The 24667-nt window shown below is 56.5% G+C and carries 22 protein-coding genes; 19 read left to right on the top strand and 3 right to left on the bottom strand.

From position 1 onward, the window contains the following. Positions 1–148: 148 nt before the first annotated feature. The 13 genes from fliD (at position 149) to FCN45_RS16185 (ending at position 11052) form a co-directional block, all read left to right on the top strand. Positions 149–1435, top strand: coding sequence for a flagellar filament capping protein FliD (gene fliD, locus FCN45_RS16245; protein ID WP_137386498.1), 1287 nt, complete (start codon positions 149–151; stop codon positions 1433–1435). A gap of 12 nt (positions 1436–1447) precedes the next feature. Continuing rightward, a complete protein-coding gene (gene fliS, locus FCN45_RS16240; protein ID WP_137386497.1) occupies positions 1448–1831 on the top strand; it encodes a flagellar export chaperone FliS in 384 nt (127 codons plus the stop codon). Then, positions 1828–2127, top strand: coding sequence for a hypothetical protein (locus FCN45_RS16235; RefSeq protein ID WP_137386496.1), 300 nt, complete (start codon positions 1828–1830; stop codon positions 2125–2127). Before fliS ends, FCN45_RS16235 begins: the two co-directional genes overlap by 4 nt. Further along, positions 2124–3194 carry a flagellar hook-length control protein FliK gene (locus tag FCN45_RS16230; RefSeq protein WP_137386495.1) on the top strand — a complete coding sequence of 357 codons (1071 nt, stop codon included), beginning with the start codon at positions 2124–2126 and terminating at the stop codon, positions 3192–3194. Before FCN45_RS16235 ends, FCN45_RS16230 begins: the two co-directional genes overlap by 4 nt. Before the next feature lie 4 nt (positions 3195–3198). Then, positions 3199–3666: a flagellar basal body-associated FliL family protein gene (locus FCN45_RS16225; protein WP_137386494.1), complete on the top strand. Its 468-nt coding sequence runs from the start codon at positions 3199–3201 to the stop codon at positions 3664–3666. A 9-nt stretch (positions 3667–3675) separates the two neighbouring features. Further along, positions 3676–4374 carry a FliA/WhiG family RNA polymerase sigma factor gene (locus FCN45_RS16220; RefSeq protein WP_137386493.1) on the top strand — a complete coding sequence of 233 codons (699 nt, stop codon included), beginning with the start codon at positions 3676–3678 and terminating at the stop codon, positions 4372–4374. A gap of 6 nt (positions 4375–4380) precedes the next feature. After that, positions 4381–5244 (top strand): flagellar motor stator protein MotA, encoded by an 864-nt coding sequence (gene motA / locus FCN45_RS16215; RefSeq protein ID WP_137386492.1) that lies wholly within the window; start codon positions 4381–4383, stop codon positions 5242–5244. After that, positions 5244–6164: a putative lateral flagellar export/assembly protein LafU gene (gene lafU / locus FCN45_RS16210; RefSeq protein ID WP_137386491.1), complete on the top strand. Its 921-nt coding sequence runs from the start codon at positions 5244–5246 to the stop codon at positions 6162–6164. The genes motA and lafU overlap by 1 nt, the downstream gene beginning before the upstream one ends. Positions 6165–6444: 280 nt before the next feature. Further along, positions 6445–7059: a cupin domain-containing protein gene (locus FCN45_RS16205; protein WP_137386490.1), complete on the top strand. Its 615-nt coding sequence runs from the start codon at positions 6445–6447 to the stop codon at positions 7057–7059. Between the two features lie 111 nt (positions 7060–7170). After that, positions 7171–8610, top strand: a complete 1440-nt coding sequence (locus tag FCN45_RS16200) for a circularly permuted type 2 ATP-grasp protein (RefSeq protein WP_137386489.1) — start codon at positions 7171–7173, stop codon at positions 8608–8610. Further along, positions 8604–9533: an alpha-E domain-containing protein gene (locus FCN45_RS16195; protein ID WP_101761812.1), complete on the top strand. Its 930-nt coding sequence runs from the start codon at positions 8604–8606 to the stop codon at positions 9531–9533. The genes FCN45_RS16200 and FCN45_RS16195 overlap by 7 nt, the downstream gene beginning before the upstream one ends. Continuing rightward, entirely contained in the window at positions 9530–10330 is an 801-nt protein-coding gene (locus tag FCN45_RS16190) for a transglutaminase family protein (protein WP_101761813.1), read from the top strand. The genes FCN45_RS16195 and FCN45_RS16190 overlap by 4 nt, the downstream gene beginning before the upstream one ends. Positions 10331–10347: 17 nt before the next feature. After that, positions 10348–11052, top strand: a complete 705-nt coding sequence (locus FCN45_RS16185) for a proteasome-type protease (RefSeq protein ID WP_101761814.1) — start codon at positions 10348–10350, stop codon at positions 11050–11052. Between the two features lie 51 nt (positions 11053–11103). Here FCN45_RS16185 and FCN45_RS16180 read toward each other — a convergent pair. Both FCN45_RS16180 and FCN45_RS16175 read right to left on the bottom strand, forming a co-directional pair. Then, a protein-coding gene (locus FCN45_RS16180; RefSeq protein ID WP_137385294.1) for an IS3 family transposase occupies positions 11104–12467 on the bottom strand; the annotation gives its coding sequence in 2 pieces (ribosomal slippage) (positions 11104–11972 and positions 11972–12467; 1365 coding nt in all). Positions 12468–12538: 71 nt separating this feature from the next. Continuing rightward, positions 12539–13159, bottom strand: coding sequence for a response regulator transcription factor (locus tag FCN45_RS16175; protein WP_101761815.1), 621 nt, complete (start codon positions 13157–13159; stop codon positions 12539–12541). 275 nt (positions 13160–13434) lie between these two features. Between FCN45_RS16175 and FCN45_RS16170 the strand changes: the two genes are divergently transcribed. The 5 genes from FCN45_RS16170 (at position 13435) to FCN45_RS16150 (ending at position 22566) form a co-directional block, all read left to right on the top strand. After that, a complete protein-coding gene (locus tag FCN45_RS16170; protein ID WP_101761816.1) occupies positions 13435–15135 on the top strand; it encodes a lysophospholipid acyltransferase family protein in 1701 nt (566 codons plus the stop codon). 566 nt (positions 15136–15701) lie between these two features. Next, positions 15702–16769 carry an ABC transporter ATP-binding protein gene (locus FCN45_RS16165; RefSeq protein ID WP_137386488.1) on the top strand — a complete coding sequence of 356 codons (1068 nt, stop codon included), beginning with the start codon at positions 15702–15704 and terminating at the stop codon, positions 16767–16769. 49 nt (positions 16770–16818) lie between these two features. After that, positions 16819–17784: an ABC transporter substrate-binding protein gene (locus tag FCN45_RS16160; RefSeq protein WP_225608357.1), complete on the top strand. Its 966-nt coding sequence runs from the start codon at positions 16819–16821 to the stop codon at positions 17782–17784. A gap of 2 nt (positions 17785–17786) precedes the next feature. Then, a complete protein-coding gene (locus FCN45_RS16155) occupies positions 17787–19523 on the top strand; it encodes an iron ABC transporter permease (RefSeq protein ID WP_137386486.1) in 1737 nt (578 codons plus the stop codon). A 199-nt stretch (positions 19524–19722) separates the two neighbouring features. Then, positions 19723–22566: a bifunctional diguanylate cyclase/phosphodiesterase gene (locus tag FCN45_RS16150; protein WP_137386485.1), complete on the top strand. Its 2844-nt coding sequence runs from the start codon at positions 19723–19725 to the stop codon at positions 22564–22566. Positions 22567–22627: 61 nt separating this feature from the next. Here the strand turns inward: FCN45_RS16150 and ftnA are convergent, their stop codons facing one another. Beyond that, entirely contained in the window at positions 22628–23134 is a 507-nt protein-coding gene (gene ftnA, locus FCN45_RS16145) for a non-heme ferritin (RefSeq protein ID WP_137386484.1), read from the bottom strand. A gap of 238 nt (positions 23135–23372) precedes the next feature. Between ftnA and FCN45_RS16140 the strand changes: the two genes are divergently transcribed. Further along, positions 23373–24476 (top strand): amidohydrolase, encoded by a 1104-nt coding sequence (locus FCN45_RS16140; RefSeq protein ID WP_137386483.1) that lies wholly within the window; start codon positions 23373–23375, stop codon positions 24474–24476. Positions 24477–24667 lie beyond the last annotated feature (191 nt).

Genomic DNA, 24667 nt, shown 5'->3' with positions numbered 1-24667 from the left:
GGTGTTTTTATTTCCGCCTGTATTGAAATCGTCTTCCTGTATAGCGGAAACGTTTCTTCCCTCATTTTTATGTAACCAACTGAATAATAACAAAAATAAAAACTGGCACGCTGATTGCTATTAACAAGTCATTCGTAGGAGAAAAAAAATGAACATGAGTATGGATCCTTCCCAGTACGCGGAAATCCTCGCCCAGAACAGTATTGCCGCGATGCAGTCTCGTTTGGTGGCGCAGCAGAAAAAAGTTGCTAGCGAGCAGAGTGCATTAACGGAACTGAAAACGGCGCTAACGGATTTCCGTACTGCGCTGAAAGGCTTTGGTGCCAAGGGCGAGTTGGTGAAGAACAGCGCTAAGCCAAACATGGAAGGCTACGTCAACCTCAAAGCCAGCGCCAATGCCAGCAAAGGTCTGTATCAGGTCGAAGTCAAGGAAACGGCTGCCGCAAAGCAAGACTCGTTTGAGAAATTGACCGATGAGGCCGTCAAAAATGCCACCGGCACCATGACGGTTGAAGTGGGTGGAAAAGAGATCGATATCGATCTGACTAAAGTTGAGACCATGGCAGACCTGCGCGATGCCATTAACAAACATCCGGACAATCCGGGCGTCACGGCATCGCTGATGAAGGTCAACGGTGAAACCCGCATGTTGATGGGCAGTGATAAAACCGGCGATAAAAATAAATTTGAAATTACCGTTAGCGGTGATGCGGCTTTTGAGGCGGCGCTCACTGCGACCACTATTTCTCCTGCGCGTGATGCTCAGATCTCGATTGGCAGCATGGTCATCACGAGTGACTCCAACACCTTCAAAGACGTGATCCCCGGCGTTGAAATCAACGTGGTGCAGAAGACCGATCCGGCCCGTCCACTGGTAATCAGCGTGGAGAACGACGAGACGCAAACCAAAGAGCAGGCGCAGAAATTTGCGGATGCCTACAACGCGCTGTTCACCAAACTCGGGGAACTGACCAAAAGCGGTGGCGATAAAGATAAACGCGGCGCGCTGGCGGGCGATTCCGGCCTGCGCGTGCTGGAACAGCAGATGACGTCACTGCTGCGTCAAACCACCAATGGCAAAAATCTGAGCGACTTCGGTATCTCAGCGGATAAAGCCGGCAAGCTCGAAATCGACAGCGAAAAATTCCTTGAAGCGGTGCGTGATAACCCCGCAGCGCTGGATGCCATGTTCGGCGGCGCTGACGGCATCATCAAGAAGATGGACAAAAGTCTTGATAGCTTCCTCAGCACCTCGACCGGTTCCATCAAGAGCCGCCAGGAGTCGCTTGACCGCAAAAACACTCAACTCACTAGCAAAGCCGATCAAATCCAGATGCGCTATGACAGCAGCTATGCCCGCTACCTGAAGCAATTCTCGCGTGCGCAGGCAGCCATGTCGCAGATGGAGAACACATTGGCGAACTTCTTCGGTTAATGAAGGTGACATATGTACGGTAATACTTCCGAAATTCATGGCTACAACGATGCGGATCTGGCGATCCGCACCGCCGCCGCCACGCCGCATCAGCTGGTGCTGATGCTGTTCACCGGTTTGCAGGACGAGCTGGTGCGTGCCAAAGGGCACGTTGCCGCGAAGCGTTTTGAGCGTAAAGCCAGCAGCATTTCTAAAAGCATCGACATCCTCAATGCGCTGACCAGTGCGCTGGATTTTGAACGCGGTGGCGAACTGGCGCTGCGTTTGGCCTCCCTCTACGACTATTGCGTGTATCGCCTGTACGACGCCAGCCACAACTTGTCTGTTGCACAGATTGAAGAAGTGGAAGGCGTGCTGGTGACCTTGCGCGAAGGCTGGGAGGGCATGCAGCCATGAAACAGCAGTTTGTGGCGTTGGGTACGGCATTAGAGCAGGCCGCGCAGAATGATGATTGGCTGCAGGTCACGCAGATTGATAAGCAAATCAACGATCTGTTGCTGCAACTGCGTCAGCAAAGTCTCAGTGAAGCCACGTTAACGCAGGTAAAAATGCTCCAGCAGCGCCATCAGCAGGTTGCGGCGCAGTGCCGTGCGCGTGTGGAGGCGTTACGCCACAAACTGCAACAGCATCAATCGCAACGTCAGGCCCGGCAGGCTTACAGCCTGTTTGGCGACGAGCCAGGAGGGGCATGATGATCCCGTCACTCTCCTTTTTCGTTCTGCCAAACAGCGGTGCGCCCGCTGTTGCACCGGGTACGCCGGGCGCGACAGATCTGGCGAATGCGCCGCTGCCGCTGGTGCCGACCTTCATGCTCGGCGGCAGTGTGCCAGCGCCGGTTCAGGCTCCGCAGCGACAGCAGGATGAAAAGGCTGCGCCAGCGGAAAGCAGCGATCCCGAACAGCTGATGCAGCTGTTGCTGGACCCGACGCTGACAGCGCCGATTGCTACCCCGCTGCCAGCGGTTATCACGCCACAGCCAGCGGTGACGACGCCGCAGCCCGCGGATACCACGCCAACGCCTTTGCCGTTCAGCGCACCACAGCATGTGCCTCAACAGGCAGCGCTGGTGCGTTCGGTGACACTGCCGCAAAGCGCCCAGTCTCCTCAACCGGCGATGCTGGCGGGGCAGGTGATGACGCCGGCTGAAACGGCGCCGAGCCAACCGGTAAAACTGCGCTCGCCGCAGGATGCGCGCGATGCCAGTAAGCAGGTTGTGGCGATGATGCAGGCATCACCGGATGAGCCGCTGGCAAAAATGTTGCCCGCGCAAGTGATTGCACACAGCCAACAGCTGATCGCCGCCAACCAGACGAACGTCCAGCCAGTAATCAAAATGCAGGCCCCGCTGACATTACCTGAGGCCGCACACGAGAAAGCCGAAGTGCTGCGTGAAGCCCTGGGCGATCGCCTGCAGATGCAGGTCGATCAACGCACGCAAAAAGCCACCATTCGTCTCGATCCGCCGCATCTCGGCAAGCTGGATATTTCCCTGCATTACGAGGGCGGCAAATTGCAGGTACAGATTCAGGCAGCACAGCCTGACGTCTACCGCGCTTTGCAGCAGGTGAGCCAGGAATTACGTGGCGCACTGAGCGACCAAAATCAGGTGGCGGTCAACGTACAGATTTCGCAGCAGCAGGGCGAACAGCGCCAGGCGCCGCGTCAACAGCCCGAACAGGACGTGGTGCTGAGTAACAACATTGCAGAAGTGACGGAAGAACAACGTCACCGCGATCTTTCCATACTGACAACGGTATAACTTAATGAAAACTAAAAATATTGCTCGCAATGTTGCAATGGTGCTGGGCAGCTCCGTGCTGACCGCCGCGCTGGTTGTAGCAGGCACTGAACTGATTCATCCCGCCAGCAACACCGGCGAATCCCAGGGCTTCTCTTCTCTGTTTGAGAAAAAAGAGGCACCGACACAAGTGCTTTATCTGGAAGTCAAAAACCAGGTCATCACCCTGAAAGGCAACGGCAGCAAAGAGCGTTATTTGCTGCTCGATCTGGCCTACGTCGCTAACAGCGATGAGAGCCTGAAAGCCGCTGAACACAACCTGCCGAAGATGAAAAGCGTGCTGGTCGCGATGTTCTCCGGCATGGAATACGACGCGGTGCGCACCATGACCGTTGATGACATCCATATGCAGATGATGGCGCGTTATGAAGGCGTGTTCGGCAGCGATCAGCCGTTCTCCGACGTGATGATCTCCAAAATGGTTTTCCAGTAAGGGGATGTCATGAGCGTATTTAATGAAGTGACTGAACTCACGCCCGTCGAAGAGAGCCGCTATCTACAGCAGTGGCTGCCGCTGGTTAAGCGCGTGGTGCGCCAGCTCTCGGCGCAAACCGATGCGGTGATGGATCGTGAAGATCTTGAGCAAATCGCCTTGATGGGCCTGCTGGAATCGCTGCGTCGATACGGCCATCCCGACGATCATTTTGCCGGTTACGCCTTGCAGCGCGTGCGTGGCGCTGTGCTGGATCAGCTGCGTCTGCACGACTGGCGTCCACGTCGTCTGCGTCAGAAAACCCACAAAATCAATGATGCGGTGCGTGAACTGACGCGCCGTCTCGGTCACGAGCCGAATGAAGAAGAGTTGCGTGTGCATCTCAAGCTCAGTGCCGAAGAAGTGCAGGAGTATCTGCTGCTGGAATCGGCCAGTGCGATGGAGAGCTTTGACGAGCTGCTGGCGGGCGAAGGTTTAGGCCTTGGTCAGGCGCTGAGCGGCCGCGCGTTAGAGGAAGAAGTAGGGATCCAGCGCACGCTGAAAACGGCACTGGCATCACTTTGCGAGCGTGAGCAGCTGATTCTGAGCCTCTATTACCAGCACGAAATGAGCCTGAAAGAGATCGCTCTGGTGCTGGAACTGACCGAAGCACGCGTTTGCCAGATCAACAAAAAGATCGGCGAAAAGATTAAACAATTCTTCGAGTAAAACATCATGCAAAAACTGATTGGATTAATTGTGGTGCTAGGCAGCGTGATTGGCGGCTATACGCACGCCGGTGGTTTGCTCAGCGCCTTCTGGCAGCCCGGTGAGCTGCTGATCATCCTTGGCTCAGGGGCCGGTGCGTTGGTGATTGGTAACTCCAAAACCGTATTGAAAGATATGTGGTCGCAGGTACGCGGCACCGTTAAAGGCAATATCTATACCGCAGAATTCCAGCAGCAGCTGCTGATGCTGCTGTATGAACTGCTGGAACTGGTGCAGGACGGCGGTCTGAAAGCACTGGATGCGCATATCGAAGTGCCGGAAAACAGCGAGATTTTCCAAAAGTATCCGCTGATTCTCGCCGATCGAAGCTTCATTTCCTTTATCTCGGACAACTTCCGTTTGATGGCAATGGGCAAGATTAACGAACATGAGCTGGAAGGGATTCTCGAATCTGAACTGCATGCGGTAGAAGAAGAGTTGCTCAAGCCGTCACGCTCCATGCAGCGTGTTGCTGAAGCGATGCCGGGCTTTGGTATCTGTGCGGCGGTACTGGGCATCATCATTACCATGCAATCCATCGACGGCTCCATCGCGCTGATCGGCGTGAAAGTGGCGGCCGCATTGGTCGGTACTTTCCTCGGCGTCTTCTTCTGTTACTGCCTGCTGGATCCGCTGGCGAATGCCATGGAACAGAACCAGAAAAAGCGTCTGGCGGTGCTGGAGTGCATTCGTACCGTGCTGGTGAATCAGGTAGCGGGCAAGCCGACGCTGCTGGCGGTGGATGCGGGACGTAAAATGTTGCCACTCGATACCAAACCGACATTTGCCACGCTGGATGGCTGGGTCAATCAACTCACTGAAGGTGCGTAATGAAACACAATGCGCATCACACCACCATCATCAAACGCGGCGGCAAAAAGGCACACCATGCGCATCATGGCGGCGCGTGGAAAGTGGCCTTTGCGGACTTCACGTTGGCGATGATGGCGCTGTTTATGGTGCTGTGGATCATGGGCGCGGTGAGTGAAGAGGAGCGTAAAGAGATCGTCGCGCAATTGAACGGCACGTCGGTTTTTGATGGCACCAATTTCAATCCTTTTGACGTTGAGAACTCCGGCGGATCGGCGATTATCGGCGAAACCATGGCAATTTCCCCGCCGACGCAAACAGCGACTGTCAGCCAAGGTAAGGCTGACATCAGTTTGAATGCCGGCAGCAAGCCACAGGAAGATTTAGACAGCGTGCTGTCACGCTCGGATGCGGAGTTGGTGTTGTTACACAACCAGCTGCAACGGATGATCAACAGCTATAACGCGCAAAATTACCTGATGCTGGAAACCTTGCCACAAGGGCTGCGCATTCTGATTCAGGACGATCAGGATCGCATGATGTTCCCACGCGGTAGCGCGGTACTAACGCCATTCTTCCAGAAACTGCTTACCGAGCTCGGCCCGGTGTTTAACCGCATCGACAACAAAATCATGATCAGCGGCCACACCGATGCCGCGCAGTACAGCGGCAACGCCGCCTACAACAACTGGAATCTGTCTGGCGATCGTGCGCTGGCGGCACGCCGCGCGCTGGAGCGTGGCGGGCTGGAGAGTGCGCGCGTATTGCAGGTTAATGCCATGGCGTCACGCATGCCGCGCGATCATGACGATCCCATGAGTGCGCGTAATCGCCGCATCGAAATTCTGGTGTTAACCGATGCCGCTGCAGAAACCCTGTTCCAGTTTTATGGCCGCGAAGGGGAGAACGTTGTGAAACCTATCGCTGAGCGCCTGCGATAACCTGTCAGTGCCTTTGAATCGCTTTTTTTTGATTCGGCCGGTGGCGAAATCCACCGGTTTTTTTTGCATTAAATTCATGCCGCTTTGCGGCCTGGTGCGCATAAATGCGCGCCAGTTAGGGCGACTCTCATTCACCCGCACGAGATGTTAATTATGTTGCTAATAAATTTGGCTTTAGTTAGCTAAATCATTCTTTTTTGTGAATTTTGTTGGTGGGCGCACATTGCAATGCCACTTTGGTAAGCCACAATTAAGCATCGTGATTAACCGGAGAAAGAGTATGACTGCCAACCACTCCAGCCTGCTGTTACTGATGTCTTTCGCCGCCGGCACCTTTTCCGCTGGATCCTCCAGCAATCCGCAACATCTGATGTTATCGCTGCCGTCGGGCGGCGTGCCCAACAGCCTGCTGCCGCTGATCATCTGGCCCGGCATTGTGCCGTATGACGATGAAAATCCGACGGAAGACAGCGCCGCCTGGTTTGAAAAAACCTTTACCCGCAACGGCTGGCCCGCCGCATGGCGTGCGCCGATCTTTCCTTATACGCATTACCATCCGAACACCCATGAAGTGCTGGGTGTTGCGGCTGGCTGGGCGGAAGTGCTGTTCGGCGGCGACAGCGGTCGCATGGTGACGCTGCGTGAAGGCGATGCGGTACTGATCCCGGCGGGCGTCGGCCACAAACAGGTGTTTGCCTCAGAGGATTTTTTCACCGTTGGCGCCTATCCTGAAGGCATGTCCCCGGAAACCGTGCGTGATGAGCCGTCGCGTTTACGTGCGTCGAAGGAGAAGATCCAGCAGGTGCCGCTGCCATCCCGCGATCCTTTTACCGGTGGCGAAGGCGCGATGACGGAGATCTGGCTGCCAATCGCGCAGCAGCTAATGCACCAGTAAAGTGCAAAACAGCCATTTCCGTTGACGCGGCGCGTGTGCCTTACCGGGGCAAGCCTCTGGCACAGTTTGTGCAGGAGAGAGTGAGGTCCTCTGACAAGCGCCGGGTAAATCATGAAAGAAAGCTACCAGATAGCATCACAATTCTATGATGAGATGTGGCTGAGCGATGGCCAACACCGCGCTCACTACCAGCAATACTGGGAATGGTTACAACAGGCGGACAAAGAGGCCGTGGCGCGCAAACGTGAAGAAGCGGAACTGCTGTTTCATCGCGTCGGCATCACCTTCAACGTCTACGGTGATGACGGCGGCGCGGAACGTTTAATTCCTTTCGACAGCGTGCCGCGCATCATTCCTGCCAGCGAGTGGGCAATGCTCGATCGCGGCATTCGCCAGCGGGTACAAGCCCTTAACGCCTTCCTGCACGACATCTACCATCAGCAACTGATCCTCAAAGCCGGCATCGTGCCCGCTGAACAGGTGCTGGTGAACGATCAATATCAGCCCTGTATGCAAGGCGTCGATCTGCATCGCCACATCTACGCGCACATTGTTGGGGTAGACATGGTGCGCAATAACGACGGCGAATATTACGTTCTCGAGGACAATCTGCGCACGCCGTCTGGCGTCTCCTATATGCTGGAGAACCGCAAGATGATGATGCGCCTCTATCCGGAACTGTTCGCCGGGCAGCACATCGCGCCGGTAGAGCGTTATCCTTCGCATCTGCTGCAAACCCTGCGCGAAAGCTCGCCGGTCAACGATCCGGTGGTGGTGGTGCTGACGCCGGGCCGCTTTAACAGCGCCTACTTCGAGCACAGCTTCCTCGCGCAGCAGATGGGCGTTGAGCTGGTGGAGAGCGCCGATCTGTTCGTCAAAGATGGCGCGGTGATGATGCGTACCACCGCCGGGCCGTGCAAAGTCGATGTGATCTATCGTCGCGTTGATGATGCCTTCCTCGATCCTCTGGCGTTCCGCCCGGATTCGATGCTCGGCGTGCCGGGCTTGTTGTCGGTGTATCGATCCGGCAACGTGGTGCTGGCGAACGCGATCGGCACCGGCGTCGCCGATGACAAATCGATCTATCCCTACGTACCGGACATGATCCGTTTCTATCTCGATGAGGATCCGATCCTCAATAACGTACCCACCTGGCAATGCCGCAAACCGCAGGATCTCACCTATGTGCTGGCCAACCTGGCGAAAATGGTGGTGAAAGAGGTGCACGGCGCAGGCGGTTACGGCATGTTGATTGGCCCGGTGGCGAGCCAGCAGGAGCTGAGTGATTTCCGCGATCGCCTCAAAGCGCGCCCGGATAACTACATCGCGCAGGACACGCTATCGCTCTCCACGTGTCCAACCTTTATCGATAACGGCCTCGCGCCGCGCCACATCGATCTGCGCCCGTTTGCGCTGTGCGGCGCGGATATTCGTCTGGTGCCCGGCGGCTTAACCCGCGTGGCGCTGAACGAAGGTTCGCTGGTGGTGAACTCGTCGCAGGGCGGTGGCACCAAGGACACGTGGGTTCTGGAGGATGACGCATCATGCTAAGCCGCACGGCCAGTGGCCTCTATTGGATGGCGCGCTATCTTGAGCGCGCAGAACAACTTGCTCGCGTGTTAGACGTGACCAACCGTTTGTCGTTAATGCCGGTGCGCGGTGACCAGGGCGACGATCTGCTGCTGCCGCTTAATCTCACCGGCACGCGTGAACTGTTTGAAACCCTCAACGGCCGCTTCACCATGCCGCAGCTGTTCAACTTTTTCGCCCTCGACGATCGCAATCCGTGCAGCATTTTCAGCTGCTGGCAGGAGGCGTGGAACAACGCGCATGCGGTGCGCGGCAGTTTGTCGTCGGAAGTGTGGGAGAGCATCAACTCGACGTGGATTGAGATGCGCAATACGCGGCGGCGCGGTATTACCAGCGCCAACGCCGATAGCTTTTTCGATTGGGTAAAAGAGCGCTCGCACCTGTTTCGTGGCGCGATGTTCGGCACCTTGCTGCGCGGTGATGCCATGAGTTTTATCCGCATCGGCACACTGATGGAGCGCAGCGACGGCACCGCGCGTTTGCTGAGCGTCAATCAGCAACTGCTGGAACAACAGTCCGATTCGGTGCGCGAATATTATCGCCTCGACACCTTGCTGCGCGCGGTGTCGGCGCGTGAAGCCTACAACGCCATCTTTAAGCAGCAGCTGTTGCCGGATCTGGTGAATGAGATGCTGATCCTGCGCAGTGAAAGTCCGCGATCGCTGCACTCCTGTATTGATGAGATCGCTACCCAGCTCGAGCAGATCGGCAGCAGCGGCGAAGATCGTCCGCGTTATCTGATCACCGTGCTGCTGGCGGAAATCAGGTTTAGTACCTGGGAAAGCCTGACGCAGGAAGGGTTAACGCACTGGCTCAATGCATTCCTGACGCGCCTGAACGCGCTGGCAGACAGCATCAATCACACTTATCTGGAGGCGAAATGAGACTGAACATCGAGCACAAAACCCGTTACGCCTACGAGCAGCAGGTGACACTCAGCACCCAGTATCTGCGTTTGACGCCGCAAAATTCGGTGCATCAGCAAATTATCTCGTGGGATTTGGAGCTGCCCTGCGCAGCCACCTGCACGCAGGATGCTTACGGCAACGTGATGCATGTGCTAACGCTGGATACGCCGCATCAGCAGCTTGATATCGCCGCGCGCGGTGTGGTGGAGATCCTTGATGCCGGCGAGTGGGCACCCGATCCGGAGTGCGCCTTGTCGCCGCTGGTGTTTCTGCGTGCCACGCCGCTGACGCTGCCCAATCCTGAGATCCGCGAGTTTGCCCAGCGCTACTGGCGGCCGGAAAAGCCGCTCGCCAGCCTGGAAAAGTTGATGGATGAATTGCTGCTGAAGATGCCGTATCGTCCCGGCAGCACCCAGGTAACTGATACCGCCGCGAAAGTATTTGCCGCAGGCAGCGGCGTTTGCCAGGATCACAGCCACGTGTTTCTCGCCTGCTGTCGCACTCTGGGAATTCCGGCGCGCTATGTAAGCGGCTATCTCTATACTGAAAACGTTGAGCACGTCGCCACTCACGCCTGGGTTGAAGCCTGGCTGGATGGCAGTTGGCACAGCTTTGATATCACCAATAATACCCGCAGCACACGCCAGCATTTACGTCTGGCGGTTGGTGTGGATTATCTCGATGCCTGTCCGGTGCGCGGTATGCGGCTGGGCGGCGGCGGTGAAGATATGCTGGCGGTGGCTGCGGTGCTTCAGGTGCATGCGCAGCAGTAATCAGAACAGGCGTAACTATGACTTATTGTGTGGCAATGCGTTTATCGTCAGGGATGATTTTTGTCTCTGATTCGCGGACCAATGCGGGCGTCGATCATATTTCCTCATTCCGTAAATTGCATGTGTTTCAGGTCGATGATGAACGCACGCTGGTGCTGCAAAGCGCTGGCAATCTGGCTACCACGCAGAGCGTGCTGAGCCTGCTGCGACGGCATAACGGCGATAACGATCAACCCAATTTGCTGAATGGACGATCGCTGTATGATATTGCGCTGATGGTGGGTGAAACGCTGCGCGAGGTGATCAAGCGCGATGGCGAGGAGTTTGGCGGCACGCTGCTGCTGGGGGGACAAATTCGTGGCGAGGAGCCGCGTCTGTTCCAGATCTATCCGCAGGGCAATTTCATCGAAGCCAGCGTTGATACGCCTTATTTCCAGATTGGTGAGAGCAAGTACGGCAAACCGATTATTGATCGCGTGCTGCGCTATGAAACGCCGCTCAGTCAGGCGATGCAGTGTGCGTTGATTTCAATGGATTCCACGTTAGCGAGTAATATTTCGGTGGGATTACCGCTGGATGTGATGGTCTATCGCACCGACAGTTTCAGCGATAGCGAGCAATATCACATCACCGAACAGCATCCCTATTTTTCACAAATTCGTCAGCTGTGGAGCAAAGGATTGTTGAGCGTGTTTTCGCAGCTGCCACCGTTAAAACTCTAATTGAGTGGGGTCGCCATGAATGAACTGAACCCCATAACCTGGACCGTTTAGTTAAAGCGCTGCGTAATGCTGAGTCCTGTACGCTACCGGACTCAGCCCACCCAACCCCATTTTTATCCGCTTAGTATTCCAGAAGTGGATATAGTCTCCGATATCCTTCTCCAGCTCCTCTACATCACGGTATTTCTTCAGGTAAAACATTTCCGACTTCAGATGACCGAAGAAGTTTTCCATCACCGCGTTGTCCAGGCAGTTTCCTCTGCGCGACATGCTCTGTGTTATCCCGTTTTCCGCCAGGCGCTGCCTATACTCCGGCATCTGATACTGCCAGCCCTGATCGCTGTGAAGAAGCGGACGCTGCTCGCCCGTCAGATGCCGTAAGGCACTGCTCAGCATATTGTTTATCATCGGCATCAGCGGCTTACGCGCCGTTTCCCAGCCCACGATTTCGCCGTTATACAGGTCCAGAACCGGGGACAGGTAGCATTTTTCACCCGCAACGCTGAACTCCGTTACGTCCGTTACCCACTTCTCGTTCGGTGCCTGTGCCCGGAAGTTGCGCTGCAGCACGTTGCCGGCTGTTCGCCCTTCGGGCCCCCGACAGGACCGGTATCTCTTCTTTCTTACCGGCGACTGCAGGCCCAGCGCCGACATCAGCTTCAGCACGGTTTTCCCGCTCAGCCCCCAGCCGTGCTGCCTGAGCAGGCAGCCCATGCGCCGGTAGCCGTAAAGACTGCGATGCTCCTCCGACAGCCTGACGATGAGCGCCTTCACCTCTGCGTACTTATCCGCCGCCTGCTGGCGGGCAAGCTGATAAAAAAATGTGCTTTTCGGCAGCCGCGATACGCTCAGCAGCACCGGCAGGCGATGCCGCGTGCGCAACCGCGTCACTGCAGCGGCTTTTTCTCCCGCTCCCGGCGCTTTTTTTCCAGGATAATCTCCTGCATAACCTTCAGATAGTCGTTTTCGGCGCGAAGGTATTCGAGCTCCTTAAGCAGCTCTTTCTCCGTCATTGATCCGGCAGGTTTTGGTGATTTTGCTTTGTCTGACATTCGTATACTCCGCGTGCTGTTTTCGGGCGGGAAAGCGTAGTGGCCTTTAAGGCTGTACTGACGGGCCCAGGATTCAACCGTTTTGTATGAGGTGAGATTAAAACGCGCCGCAACCGCGGCGTATGACTCACCGGGATGAGCCAGAACGTAATGCGCCACCTGAACTCTGAAGTCGGAAGAATAACGCCGGTGCCCGCGGGGAAGCAAAGCCTGCTCACCGTGATGCTGATAGCGTGCAACCCAGCGGCGCAGGTTAGTAGGGGCAATGCTGAAGTGCTTAGCCGTTCCATCAATACCGGCATGGCCGCTAAGAAAATAGTGAATGGCCGAGAGTTTGAATTCGACGGGATATTTTGTCGCCATAGACCTGCACCTTCAATGTCAGATTATGGTCCAACATTTGGGGTGCAGTTCATGAATGGCGACCCGATCTTTCACACTAACTCATTCAATTTTGCTGTCATATTAATGCCACTAATCCCTTTTAAACCTAATTTACGCAGGATTTTTATTTTATAGGTACTCACCGTTTTACTACTGAGTTGTAATTGTGAGGCGATCTCTTTATTTGTCATTCCCGACGCCAGTTTCACCAACACCATCAGTTCCCGGCGCGTCAGGCTCATCAATTTTTCACTCTCAATTAACTCGTTTACCTCGGCCGCTTCCTCCGTTACCGGATAAAAACGCTTACCACATTCCACCTCTTTTATTGCGGTAAGGAGAGTGTCTAAATTGCCGCGTTTACACACATAGCCTTCCACGCCTAATTGCAAGCAACATCGTTGATAAAAAAGGCTTTCTGAAGCGGTATAAACAATGATTTTGAGGTCTGGCAACGCGCGCTTGATGTCCGTAATCAACGGAATGCCAGCGCGTCCAGGCATGGTGAGATCGAGCAGTAAAACGTCCGGACGTGTCCTATGCAGCTCGGTTATTAACAGATCGCTTTTATTAGCAGTGCCAGCAATGGCGTAGTGATATGACTGCAGTAATGCCTGAATGCCCGTACAGATTAACGGATGGTCATCAACAATAAATACCGAATGAATCATATGTGTAGCCCAGAGGAAAAAATAAAAAATAAACGCAAAGTTAAAACACCCTTTAACAAACAATTTAACTGGTGTGACCAGATTAATTCACGCTGCTTAACAATAAGCTTTAAGTCATGTCTTGAATTTGGGGTTTTAAGGTCAGTTTTTGTTTTTTATGCGCAAGAACAATGCAAGTGGCTGCTTTTTAGGCTTTCACGACGCCGCAGTCATAAATCTGAAAACAAGCCGTTTTAACGTCGAAGCGATAAACCGCTGCGTGTAAAAGGTGAATGATGTTTTCCGTTGATCAGCTTCTCGATACCTACTGGCCAGGTCATCAACCGGCAAACTGGCAGAAAAGCGCCCTGAAATGGGCCGTTCGCGAACATGAATTCCAGGCATTTGCCGCCCGCTATCGTCACCTGAAAGGCGTGGATATGGTGGAGCAGGTATTGGAGCATCTTGATGTGCGCTGTGAACTGAGCGAGCGCGATTTGGAGCAGATTCCCACGCGTGGCCCGGTGGTGATTGTTGCCAACCATCCGCTCGGTGCGCTGGATGGTTTAGCATTGCTGGCGGCGGTTTCGCAGGTGCGACGCGATGTGAAAATTGTCGCCAACCGCATGTTGATGATGCTGGAGCCGATCAACAACATGATGTTGCCGGTGGATAACATGGGCAACCGTACCAGCCGCGAACAGCTAACGCGCATGCAGCAGCATCTCGATAATCAGGGCGTGCTGATTATCTTCCCGGCGGGTGAAGTGTCGCGCCTTTCCAGCCGAGGCGTGCGCGATCGTCACTGGCATCACAGCTTCTTACGCCTCGCGGCCCGCGCTCGCGCGCCCATCGTGCCGGTGCACGTGGTGGGGCGCAACAGCCTGGCATTTTACGCCGCCGCAAAAATTGCCTCGCCGCTCGCGCTACTGATGCTGGTACGCGAAATGTTTCGTCAGCGCGGTTCGCGCATTAAGTTACACATCGGCGAACAGATCCCGTTTGCCAACTGGCATGATGGCCACACGCCGGGCAAAGAGCTGGCGAAGCGGCTGCGCAAACATCTGTATCGCATTGGTCAGGGACGACGCGGCTTGTTTCAGACTGAAGCGGCGATTGCGCGGCCGGAAGATCGCGCCGAACTGAAAAAAGCGCTGATGGAGAGCGAGCGACTCGGCACGCTGCCGGATGGCAAGCAGATCTACCTGTGGCGACGCAACGGTGCCAGCTGGGTGCCGCTGCTGCGTGAACTCGGGCGCTTACGGGAAGTGGCATTCCGCGCGGTGGGTGAGGGCAGCGGGCGTCGTCGCGACCTCGATAAATACGATGACGATTACTATCATCTGATTCTGTGGGACGACGATGCGCTGGAGATCGTCGGTGCCTATCGCTTTATTCCGGGCGCCGAGCAGCTGGAGCGTCGTGGGCTGGAAGGCATCTACAGCGACAGCCTGTTCCACTACGACGAGCGCATGTTGCCGATCATCAATCAGGGGCTGGAGCTGGGCCGCAGTTTTATTCAGCCCGCCTATTGGGGCAAACGCGGCCTCGATTATCTGTGGATGGGCATTGGTGCCTACATCGCTAAATATCCCGAAACCCGCTACTTATTTGGTCCGGTCTCGATCTCGGGCGGCATGCCGCTGGCGGCGCGCGATCTGCTGGTGGCGTTCTATCGTCTCTATTTCCCTACCGAACTGCCGCTGGCGACTTCACGCCGCCCTTATCCAGCCTCGTTACCGGAAGTGCTGGCGCAGTTCACCGGCGATAATTACAGCGAAGATTTACGCCGGTTGAAACATCTGCTGGCGAATCTCGGCACCGCCATTCCCACGCTCTACAAGCAATATTCCGAAGTGTGCGAGCCGGGCGGCGTGCAGTTTATCGATTTCGGCAGCGATCCGGATTTCAATAATTGTATTGATGGCTTAGTGCTGGTGGATCTCACGCGGGTGAAGCCCGCGCGCTATGAGCGTTATATCGGCATGCATCTGTGAATCGCGTCATGCCGCTTAGTTAAGCACGGAGCGGCTTTCGTTCGCCTTGAACCTGGGCAGTTGCAGCACTTCGGTGCGGCGACCGAGCAGAGGACGCCTGGCCGCGCCCTCTGCACTCCCGGGCCTTGCGCCAGCCCAACCCGCCGCTTCGCGGTGCCTTCACTCATTCACGATTCCTGACGGACCGGCGGCGATTCGCTCCTGCTCAGCGCCGCCTCTCGCCGCATCCCTGCGGCTCGCCCTGGAATCTCTCATTCGTTCAGCGGGTTAGGATGTCGCCCCAACACCCGCGCTGCAGCAGTGGTGCGTATCCTTAACTCAAAATCGCTATCCATCCGCTGGGATTGCCATTCATGGCAACCAGATGCGCATAAATGCAGACTCTCGAAAAACCAAGCCAGGCATTCTGAGACTGCTGGATGCTTAGCGGGCGATACCCCTGCGATGTCAGCGCGCTGCTTATCAGACAAGCATTACGCCATTTAGGGCGACCAGCTTCAATGTCATGGAATCGTCATCACAGTGTCGTAGGGTCTTAGCCGGACGGTTAGCGAAAGGCCAGAAACATGGCATCAATCACACTGCGCGGGCTGCGCAAATCCTTTGCGGCGCAGCCGGTATTGCAAGACATCTCACTGCAGATTGCGCAGGGAGAATTTATCGCCGTATTGGGCCCGTCGGGCTGCGGCAAAACCACCTTGCTGCGCCTGCTGGCCGGTTTTGAAACCGCCGATGCCGGAGAGATCCACGTGGGCGAACGCTGCTTCGCTGCGCCGGGCGTGCATCTGCCGCCGGAAGATCGTCAGCTTGGCGTGGTGTTCCAGAGCTACGCACTATGGCCGCATATGACGGTGGCGGAAAATGTTTCCTACAGTCTGAAAGTGAACGGCGTCGCGCGTGCCGAGCGCGAGCGCCGCACGCAGCAGGCGCTGGAGCTGGTGGGATTGGAAGCGTTCGCCGCCCGTCGTCCCGCCGATCTCTCCGGCGGTCAGCGTCAGCGCGTGGCGCTGGCGCGCTGTTTAGTGGCGCAACCGACCTTAGTTCTGCTCGATGAGCCGCTCGCCAACCTCGATGTCCACCTGCGCGCCACCATGGAAGAGGAGTTCCGCCGCTTCCATCATCACAGTCACGCCACCTTGCTCTACATTACCCACGATCAGCATGAAGCGATGGCGCTGGCCGATCGCATCGTGGTGATGGATGCCGGCCGTGTGATGCAGTTCGCCACGCCGCAAACGCTATGGCGCGAACCGGCGAACGCCATGGTCGCGCGCTTTATTGACGACGGCAAAGTGCTGCCGATCAGCGATATCGAACCGCTCGGCGAGGGCCGCGCTTATGCCACCCTGTGCGGCCTGCGCGTGTCGTTACGCTGCGCGCCGCATCAGTGCCCGCAGCCGCAGGCGCAAGCCAGTTTTCACGCAGTCGATTTCCACTTAGCCGCGCCGGGCGAACCACAGTTTGCTGCACGCGTGCAGCGGGTGATCTATCGCGGCGGCCACCATCAGCTCAACGTGACGCCGCTGGCCGCGCCCGAATGCAGCATCACGCTGCTGCTGGCCGATCAGCCTTTACCCGTTGTCGACGCCACCGTGGGTGTGGCGCTGCGTGACGGCTGGATTCTTCCTTCTTAATCTTCTAAACCTTCAGGGAAATGCTATGCGTACGACGTTCAACGTGTTGATGTTAGCCAGTGGATTCGTGATCTCTGCCGCCAGCTTTGCCGACGAGGCGCCAGCAGGGAAATTGGTGGTTTATACCTCGCAGGCACCCGAAATTGCCCAGCAAACCATGGATGCGTTTAAAGCCGCCTATCCCAATGTGCAGGTCGAGTGGACGCGCAACGGCACCACGCAGTTAATGAACGTGCTGCGCACCGAAATGATGAGCGGCGAAGCCAAGCCGGATGTGCTGCTGATTGCCGACGCCATCAACCTCGGCGCGCTGAAAAACGAAAACCATCTCTACAGCTACAGCGATGCGCCGCTTAGCCACATCAATCCATCGTTTTACGACAAAGACAAAACCTTCTTCGGCACCAAAATCATCGCCACGGTAATTGCCTACAACACCCAGCATGCGCAGCCGATTGATAGCTGGAACGCGCTGGCGGTGGAAGCCAACAAAGGGCAGATTGCGGTACCAAGCCCGCTTTACTCCGGCGCGGCGCTCTACAAGCTGCACACCGATATCAACACGCCGTCGATTGGCTGGAGCTTCTACAAGAAGCTAGCGGCCATCGGCATCGCGCCGCAGGGCGGCAACGGCCCGGCGCTGAAGGCGGTCGCCAGCGGGCTGGATAAGTACGGCATCATCACCGACGCCGACGTGATTCTGGCGAAGAAAAAGGGTTCACCGGTGGATCTGGTCTATCCCAAAGAGGGCGTGTCGTATGTCACCGAACCGGTTGCCATCATGAAAACCGCGCACAACCTGCCGGCCGCCAAAGCCTTCGTTAACTTTATGCTTTCCGAGCCAGGCCAGAAGCTGGTGGTCGAGCAGGGCAACCGTCCGGTGGATGATCGCGTCTCAGCACCGGCAGGCTTCACGCCGATCAATAAAATCAAGCTGCTGTCGCCGGACGTGGCGAAAGCGATCAAAGAAGATGCGGCAGTGCGCGATCGGTTCAGCGCGCTGTTTGGTGGCTAAGCATGAGCGTGTTGAGCAACGAATGGCGCAATGTGACGCGCAAAGCGCCGCGCGTTAACAGCGAACGGCTGATTCTGGCGCTGCTGGTGCTGCTGATTGGTTTGCTGTCGGTGGCGCCGCTGATGCGGCTGGTGTGGACCGCCATTGCGCCCAGCGGCGTGCCGGATATCGCACGCTTAACGCGCCTGCTGGCGAGCGATCGCGTGTTGATCGCCAGCGGCAATACGTTGCTCATCGCGCTCAGTTCTACTCTGATTTCCGTGGTGCTCGGCACCGCCGCTGCGTGGCTGGTGGCGCTTAGCGATCTGCGCGCCAAAACCGCGTGGGTGTTTGCGTTTATCCTGCCGCTGATGATTCCGCCGCAGGTGACGGCGCTGGCCTGGCTGCAGGCGCTGGCTCCGAGCAGTCCGCTGGCGCTGCTGTTCGCCACGCTGGAGTTGCCGTGGTTTGCGCCCGGCGAGCAGCCGCTCTACACCTTAACCGGCATTGTGCTGCTGCTCGGCACGCACAATGCGCCGTTGGTGTTCCTCACCGTGCGCGCCGGTTTGCGTCGTTTGCCCGCCGATTTGGTGGAAGCGGCGCAGGCCAGCGGTGCGTCACGCGCGCGCATCCTGTTCACCATTGTGCTGCCGCTGGCGCGCCCGGCGATTTTTGCCGGTGCCGCGCTGACCTTCGTTGCGGCGGCGGGCAACTTCGGTATTCAGGCGATGCTGGGGATTCCGGCGCGCGTGCCAACGCTGATCACGCTGGTGTATCAGCAGTTGAATGGCATTGGTGCGAGCGCGCTGCCAAACACCGCGGTGTATGCGTTATTGATTGCGGTGATTACGCTGGCGGGCATGGCGGCCAGCGCCTGGTTGGGCGGACGCCATGATGTGCGCGTCAACGGTGCACCGCGCCTGTGGCAGCAATCGCTGGGGCGCGGGCGTATGGCGGTTGAGGGCGTCGCCTGGCTGTGGATGGCGCTGACCTTGCTGTTGCCGCTCAGCGCGCTGTTGATCACCGCGCTCACCAGCGGTTTTGGCCAGGCGCTCAGCTGGCAAACGCTGACGCTGGAGAACTTCCGCGCCGCGTTGTGGGGTTATCCGGCGGTGCGGCAGGCGTTTCTCACCAGCCTCGGATTGACCACGCTGGCGGCGCTGATTTTAACGGTTTGCGCGCTGTTTCTCGCCTATTTCCTCAGCTGGCGGCGAACTCAATTAGTGCGCGGATTGTGGCTGGCGAGTGAACTGACCTACGCGCTGCCGGGCATTGTCACCGGCGTGGCGGCGATGCTGTTCTTCCTGCGTCCGCTGCCGATCGTCAATGTCTCGCTGTATGGCACGGTGTGGATCATCCTTGCCGCTTATCTGGCGAACTTCCTCGCGCTGGTGCTGCGTCCAACGCTGGCCGGATTCGCCCAGCTGGAACCAGCATTAGATGAAGCGGCACGCTTGTGCGGTGCCGGTTTTCTGCGCCGCATGCGCGACATCTTATTGCCGCTGGCGGCACCGTCGGCGCTGGCGGGCAGCGTGCTGGTGTTTCTCACCGCGCTGAACGAAATCCAGGTTTCGGTGCTGCTGGTCACCTCGCAAACGCAAACCATCGGACCGACCATCGTATTCCTTGACGAAGGCGGATCCGCGTCGCTGGCGGCGGCGGTGGGCTGTTTGATGATTGTGGTGGTTTGCTTATTAATGGCGGTCGCCACACGCCTGACGCGACGCTTGCCGCACGGCATTTTACCGTGGCAAGCGTAACGCCAGCCTGCCGTCAACGTATGATGATTTGTGAAGATCCTACTGAACATTTTCTCGCCACTGCCGATAACTTACCTACCAACATTTGTCTGCGGATGAATAGCGCTTGTCAGCGCTGCGTATTTGCGCTTAAGTCTGCATGATAATTAAGAATTTTCTTAAGTTTCGACGATACCAGCCCAGCAATAGGCGAATAACAATGAATAATAACTCTGACGTCATGTACCGACTTTTAGTACAGAGCGTGGTGGATTACGCCATTTACATGCTCAAACCCGATGGCACGGTGGCGAACTGGAATAGCGGCGCGCAGCGCGCCAAAGGTTACACGCCCGATGAAATCGTAGGGAAGAATTTTGCGCTGTTCTATAGCGAAGACGATCGTAAAAACGGCGCGCCGCAGCGCGGACTGGCGACCGCGACAGCAACCGGGCGCTTTGAAACCGAAGGCTGGCGTTACCGTAAAGATGGCAGCGCGTTTTGGGCGCATGTGGTGATCGACGCCATCCGCGATGAGTTTGGTGAGCTGCTGGGTTTTGCCAAAATCACCCGCGACTGCACCGAGCAGCAAGAGCAGCAGCGTAAACAGCGCGAGCAGGAACAGCGCTTTCGCATGCTGGTGGAAGGCGTCAGTGATTACGCCATCTATATGCTCGATTTGGACGGCAACGTGGAAAACTGGAACGTAGGCGCACAGCGCGCGAAAGGCTACGTTGCCGAAGAGATTGTTGGACAGCACTTCTCACGCTTCTACAGCGCCCAGGATCGTAAAAACCATATCCCGGAAAAAAACCTCACCACCGCCTTCAAAACCGGTCGTTTCGAAGACGAAGGCTACCGGTACCGCAAAGATGGCAGCGCGTTTTGGGCACATGTCATCATTGACGCAATCCGTGATGATGCCGGCAAGCTGATTGGCTACGCCAAAATCACCCGCGACTGCACCGAACAACAGGCGCTGCTGCGTAAACAACACGAGCAGGAGAAGAACTTCCGTCTGCTGGTGGAAGGCGTGCGCGATTACGCCATCTATATGCTGGATGTGCAGGGCCGCGTGGTGAACTGGAACAACGGTGCACAGCGCGCTAAAGGTTATCTGGCTGACGAGATTGTCGGCCAGCACTTCTCGGTGTTTTACAGTTCAGCGGAACGTCATGCCAATGCGCCCGAAGCTAACCTCGGCATTGCGTTGAAAACCGGGCGTTTTGAAGATGAAGGCTGGCGCTACCGCAAAGATGGCTCGGCATTTTGGGCCCACGTTGTTATCGAAGCGATTCATGATGAAAGCGGCAAACTGATCGGTTTCGCCAAAATTACCCGCGATATCACCGAACGGCGTGAGAACGAGCAGCAGCTGCTGCGCGCACGGGATCTGGCGCAGTCGCAGAGCGCGAAAATGTCGGAGCTGTCGGGTTTTCTCGACACCATCATCAGCAATATTCCCTCGTGCGTGATCGTTGAAGATGCCATCAGCCGTGAAATCCTGATGGTGAATGACAAAGCTGAGCAGCTGTTTGGCATTAACAAAGCGTTGATCATGCACAAGCGCCCGCACGAATGTATGTCGGCGGAGCTGGGGGATTACTTCAACAGCCTGGCGGATGTGGCGCTGCGCAGCGAAGGCATTCACTCGCGCGAACAGCTGCTGCTGACGGCGGGCGGCGAGCGCATTCTGCATACGCGCGCCACCACCATTAGCGGCAAAGATATGCGTCAGAACTACGTGATGCTGATTGTTGAGGATGTGACCGACCAGCGTGAAGCCGATGCGCGCATTCGTCACATGGCACATCACGACAATCTCACCAGCCTGCCGAACCGCGTGCTGTTCCGCCAGAAGCTGAGTGAAGCGCTGCGCGTCGACAGTCAGAACCACCAGGTCAGCGCCACGCTGTGTCTCGATCTTGATAACTTCAAAAACGTCAACGATGCACTCGGCCACCAGATTGGTGATGACCTGCTGCGCGTGGTCGCAAAACGCCTGCGCAGCGCGCTGCGCGATCACGATACGCTGGCGCGCATTGGCGGCGATGAGTTTGCCATCGTGTTACCCAATGTTCGTGCTGCCGATGAAGCGGCGGTGGTGGCGCAGCGGCTAATCGAGGCGATTCGTCCGCCGATCAACGTTGAAGGGCATAATCTGTCGGTGGGCTTGAGCGTTGGCATCGCGCTCACCTCGCAGGCCACCAACACGCCGGAGCATATGCTGCGCTGCGCCGATATGGCGTTGTACGAAGCCAAACGTAATGGCCGCAATCGCTTTGAACACTTCACCATTGAGATGGACAATCAGGCGCGCAGCCGTCGCGTGATTGAGAACGATCTGCGTGATGCGATTTCTGGTCGTCAGCTTAAGCTGTACTATCAGCCGATTACCAACGAGCAGGGCATCATCGGCTATGAAGCGCTGATGCGCTGGCATCACCCGATCAAAGGGCTGATCATGCCGAACGATTTCATCCCGATCGCTGAAGAGACCGGTTTGATTCACATGCTCGGCGCCTATGCGCTGTATGAAGCCTGCCGCGAAGCGCAGAGCTGGAACACCGAACAATCGGTGTCGGTGAACCTGTCGCCGCTGCAGTTTAAAAACAGCTCGCTGGTGTCGGTGGTGGAAGGTGCGCTGCGGGAATCCGGGCTGGCGCCGCATCGGCTGGAAGTGGAGATCACCGAATCGGTGCTGCTGGACGACACGCTCGGTAATATCCGCACCTTGCAGAGTTTGAAAACGCTTGGCGTGCAGATTGCGCTGGATGATTTCGGCACCGGCTACTCGTCGCTCAGCTATTTGCGTTCGTTCCCGTTCGACAAAATCAAAATCGATAAGTCGTTCATCAACGATATGGGCGACAGCCGCGAGGCGCTGGCGATTATCCGCGCCATTACCGGCATGAGCCGCAGCCTCGATATTCAGATTACTGCTGAAGGCGTGGAGAACGGCGAGCAGTTTGCCAGGCTGCGCGAAGAGGGTTGTACGCTATTCCAGGGGTATTTCTTTGGCCGTCCGCAGCCGTCGGAGTTGCGGTTGAAAGAGTTGGAATAGGCATAAAAAAACGCCCGACATGTCGGGCGTTCTCAATTTTTGCTGTGTGTAATCTTTATTATTATGCGCCGTGGCCGTCGACGGACATGTGGCCGAGATCTTTGTCCACCAGGAACAGGCCTTCGCCTTTGTTGCCGACCATCGCCAGTTTATCCAGCACGGTTTTGAACAGCTTCTCTTCTTCATGCTGCTCGGCAACGTACCACTGCAGGAAGTTGAACGTTGAGTAATCCTGGGTGGTTAAGGCGGTGTGCACCAGCTCGTTGATTTTTTTTGTGATCAGCTGCTCATGCTTCAGCGCTTCTTCCAGCACGTCGTTCAGTGAATTCCAGCTAATCGCCGGCGCCGCAATGCTGCCCAGTACCGGCAAAGCGCCGGCATCGCTGACGTAATCGAACAGCTTCTGCATGTGCTGCATCTCTTCGCGAGAATGCATTTTCAGGAATGAGGCGGCACCTTCATAGCCTTTATCGCAGCACCAGGCGCTCATCTGCAGATAGAGGTTGGCAGAGAAGAATTCGAGGTTCAGTTGGTCGTTTAAACGCGAGGTCATTTCAGCAGTTAACATGGCTGAGTCCTTTTTAATTTGTCAGGTGAAGTACGGCGAATTATGCATCAATCTATACTTTTTTGTGAAGGGTTTTTCGCAAAAAGGTTGAATTTATCTTATTGATTGTAAATGGAATTATTCCACATGTTGAATGCGAGGAGTTCTCACTTTTGACTAATTTTCATTCACGCTGGATTGATTATAGCTGCGCATCGGGCGATGCTGAGGCTTGCCTTTACTTGTCAGGAGCTTAGCGGTGTCGAACGTCTTAGAGCATTACCATTTTCTGCATGAAATTCCCGAACTGGGTTTTCAGGAATTTAAAACCTCTGCTTATATTGCCGATCAGCTGGAGAGCGCCGGAATTAAGGTGACGCGCGGCATCAATAACACCACCGGCATGGTGGCGGAAATCGACAGCGGCGTGCCCGGTCCGGTGCTGGCGCTGCGTGCGGATATGGATGCGCTCGGTCATATCATTGATGGCGTAGCCTGTGCGCGTCACACCTGCGGCCACGATGGCCATTCGTCGGTGGTGCTGACGGCAGCGCAAGAGCTGATGAAAGAGGGCGCGATCAAGAAAGGGCGGCTCAAGCTACTATTCCAGCCGGCGGAAGAGCTCGGTGCGGGTGCGCTGGCGATGATTGAGGGCGGCGCGCTGGAGGATGTGGAGATGATTCTCGGCTTCCATGTGCGTCCGCTGGAAGAGTGTCATGTGGGACAGGCGACGCCAGCGGTGATTTACTCTGCCTGCAGCACGCTGGAAGCCACCATCAAAGGTGCACCGGCGCATGCGGCGCGTCCGCATTTGGGCGTCAACGCGCTGGATGCGGCGGTGCAAGCGGTACAGGCCGTCAACGCCATCCATCTGCCGCCGGGTTTGACCTGGAGCGTGAAAGCTACACGCTTTCTGTGCGATGCGGGCGTGACCAACTCGGTGCCGGATGAGGCGCGCGTGGTGTGGGATCTGCGTTCGCAGGAAAACGCGCCAATGGCGGTGCTGAAAGAGAAAGTCACGCTGGCGATTCAGCACAGCGTGGCGGCGCTGGGTGCCACGGCCGACGTGGTGGTGCTAAAAGAGATGCCAGCAGCAGAAATTCATGAAGAAGCCACGGCGGTGATTCGCGCGGCGATTGTCGACGTGCTGGGCGACGCCGGTTTGCTGGATACCAAAACCACGCCGGGCAGCGAAGATTTCTTCTATTATCCGGTGAAAAACCCGCAGGTGAAAGCCGGTTTCTGGGGATTGGGAACCAATCTGGTGCCGGGTTTACATCATCCTGAGATGCGCTTTGAGCTGAGCTCGCTGGAGATTGGGGTGAAGATCTTCAAGGCGGCAGTGGTGCGGGTGTTGGGGTGATTAGAGGGTTAGGGTGAGGGCTATTAGGGCACCGATTCCCCCTTTCTGCGAAATATTGTATGCTATGCCGCCTCAATGCTGACGGGATTCAGGACTGCCGCCAATGTAGATCGCACACCTCTTGCTGTGAACCGACGCCACTGCGTCGCCATTGGCCGCGTTATCCTGCGGAATGACCTCGAAACGATTTA

It is taken from the genome of Pantoea sp. SO10 (genome assembly GCF_005281435.1).
Classification (GTDB): domain Bacteria; phylum Pseudomonadota; class Gammaproteobacteria; order Enterobacterales; family Enterobacteriaceae; genus Pantoea; species Pantoea leporis.
The sequence above is the reverse complement of the archived record's forward strand: the minus strand, read 5'-3'. Positions and strand labels throughout refer to the sequence as shown.

Excerpts from the sequence above, each read along its gene's own strand:
- fliD (WP_137386498.1), top strand. The coding sequence starts at position 149 with ATGAACATGAGTATGGATCCTTCCCAGTACGCGGAAATCCTCGCCCAG.
- fliS (WP_137386497.1), top strand. The coding sequence starts at position 1,448 with ATGTACGGTAATACTTCCGAAATTCATGGCTACAACGATGCGGATCTG.
- FCN45_RS16235 (WP_137386496.1), top strand. The coding sequence starts at position 1,828 with ATGAAACAGCAGTTTGTGGCGTTGGGTACGGCATTAGAGCAGGCCGCG.
- FCN45_RS16230 (WP_137386495.1), top strand. The coding sequence starts at position 2,124 with ATGATGATCCCGTCACTCTCCTTTTTCGTTCTGCCAAACAGCGGTGCG.
- FCN45_RS16225 (WP_137386494.1), top strand. The coding sequence starts at position 3,199 with ATGAAAACTAAAAATATTGCTCGCAATGTTGCAATGGTGCTGGGCAGC.
- FCN45_RS16220 (WP_137386493.1), top strand. The coding sequence starts at position 3,676 with ATGAGCGTATTTAATGAAGTGACTGAACTCACGCCCGTCGAAGAGAGC.
- motA (WP_137386492.1), top strand. The coding sequence starts at position 4,381 with ATGCAAAAACTGATTGGATTAATTGTGGTGCTAGGCAGCGTGATTGGC.
- lafU (WP_137386491.1), top strand. The coding sequence starts at position 5,244 with ATGAAACACAATGCGCATCACACCACCATCATCAAACGCGGCGGCAAA.
- FCN45_RS16205 (WP_137386490.1), top strand. The coding sequence starts at position 6,445 with ATGACTGCCAACCACTCCAGCCTGCTGTTACTGATGTCTTTCGCCGCC.
- FCN45_RS16200 (WP_137386489.1), top strand. The coding sequence starts at position 7,171 with ATGAAAGAAAGCTACCAGATAGCATCACAATTCTATGATGAGATGTGG.
- FCN45_RS16195 (WP_101761812.1), top strand. The coding sequence starts at position 8,604 with ATGCTAAGCCGCACGGCCAGTGGCCTCTATTGGATGGCGCGCTATCTT.
- FCN45_RS16190 (WP_101761813.1), top strand. The coding sequence starts at position 9,530 with ATGAGACTGAACATCGAGCACAAAACCCGTTACGCCTACGAGCAGCAG.
- FCN45_RS16185 (WP_101761814.1), top strand. The coding sequence starts at position 10,348 with ATGACTTATTGTGTGGCAATGCGTTTATCGTCAGGGATGATTTTTGTC.
- FCN45_RS16175 (WP_101761815.1), bottom strand. The coding sequence starts at position 13,159 with ATGATTCATTCGGTATTTATTGTTGATGACCATCCGTTAATCTGTACG.
- FCN45_RS16170 (WP_101761816.1), top strand. The coding sequence starts at position 13,435 with ATGTTTTCCGTTGATCAGCTTCTCGATACCTACTGGCCAGGTCATCAA.
- FCN45_RS16165 (WP_137386488.1), top strand. The coding sequence starts at position 15,702 with ATGGCATCAATCACACTGCGCGGGCTGCGCAAATCCTTTGCGGCGCAG.
- FCN45_RS16160 (WP_225608357.1), top strand. The coding sequence starts at position 16,819 with ATGTTAGCCAGTGGATTCGTGATCTCTGCCGCCAGCTTTGCCGACGAG.
- FCN45_RS16155 (WP_137386486.1), top strand. The coding sequence starts at position 17,787 with ATGAGCGTGTTGAGCAACGAATGGCGCAATGTGACGCGCAAAGCGCCG.
- FCN45_RS16150 (WP_137386485.1), top strand. The coding sequence starts at position 19,723 with ATGAATAATAACTCTGACGTCATGTACCGACTTTTAGTACAGAGCGTG.
- ftnA (WP_137386484.1), bottom strand. The coding sequence starts at position 23,134 with ATGTTAACTGCTGAAATGACCTCGCGTTTAAACGACCAACTGAACCTC.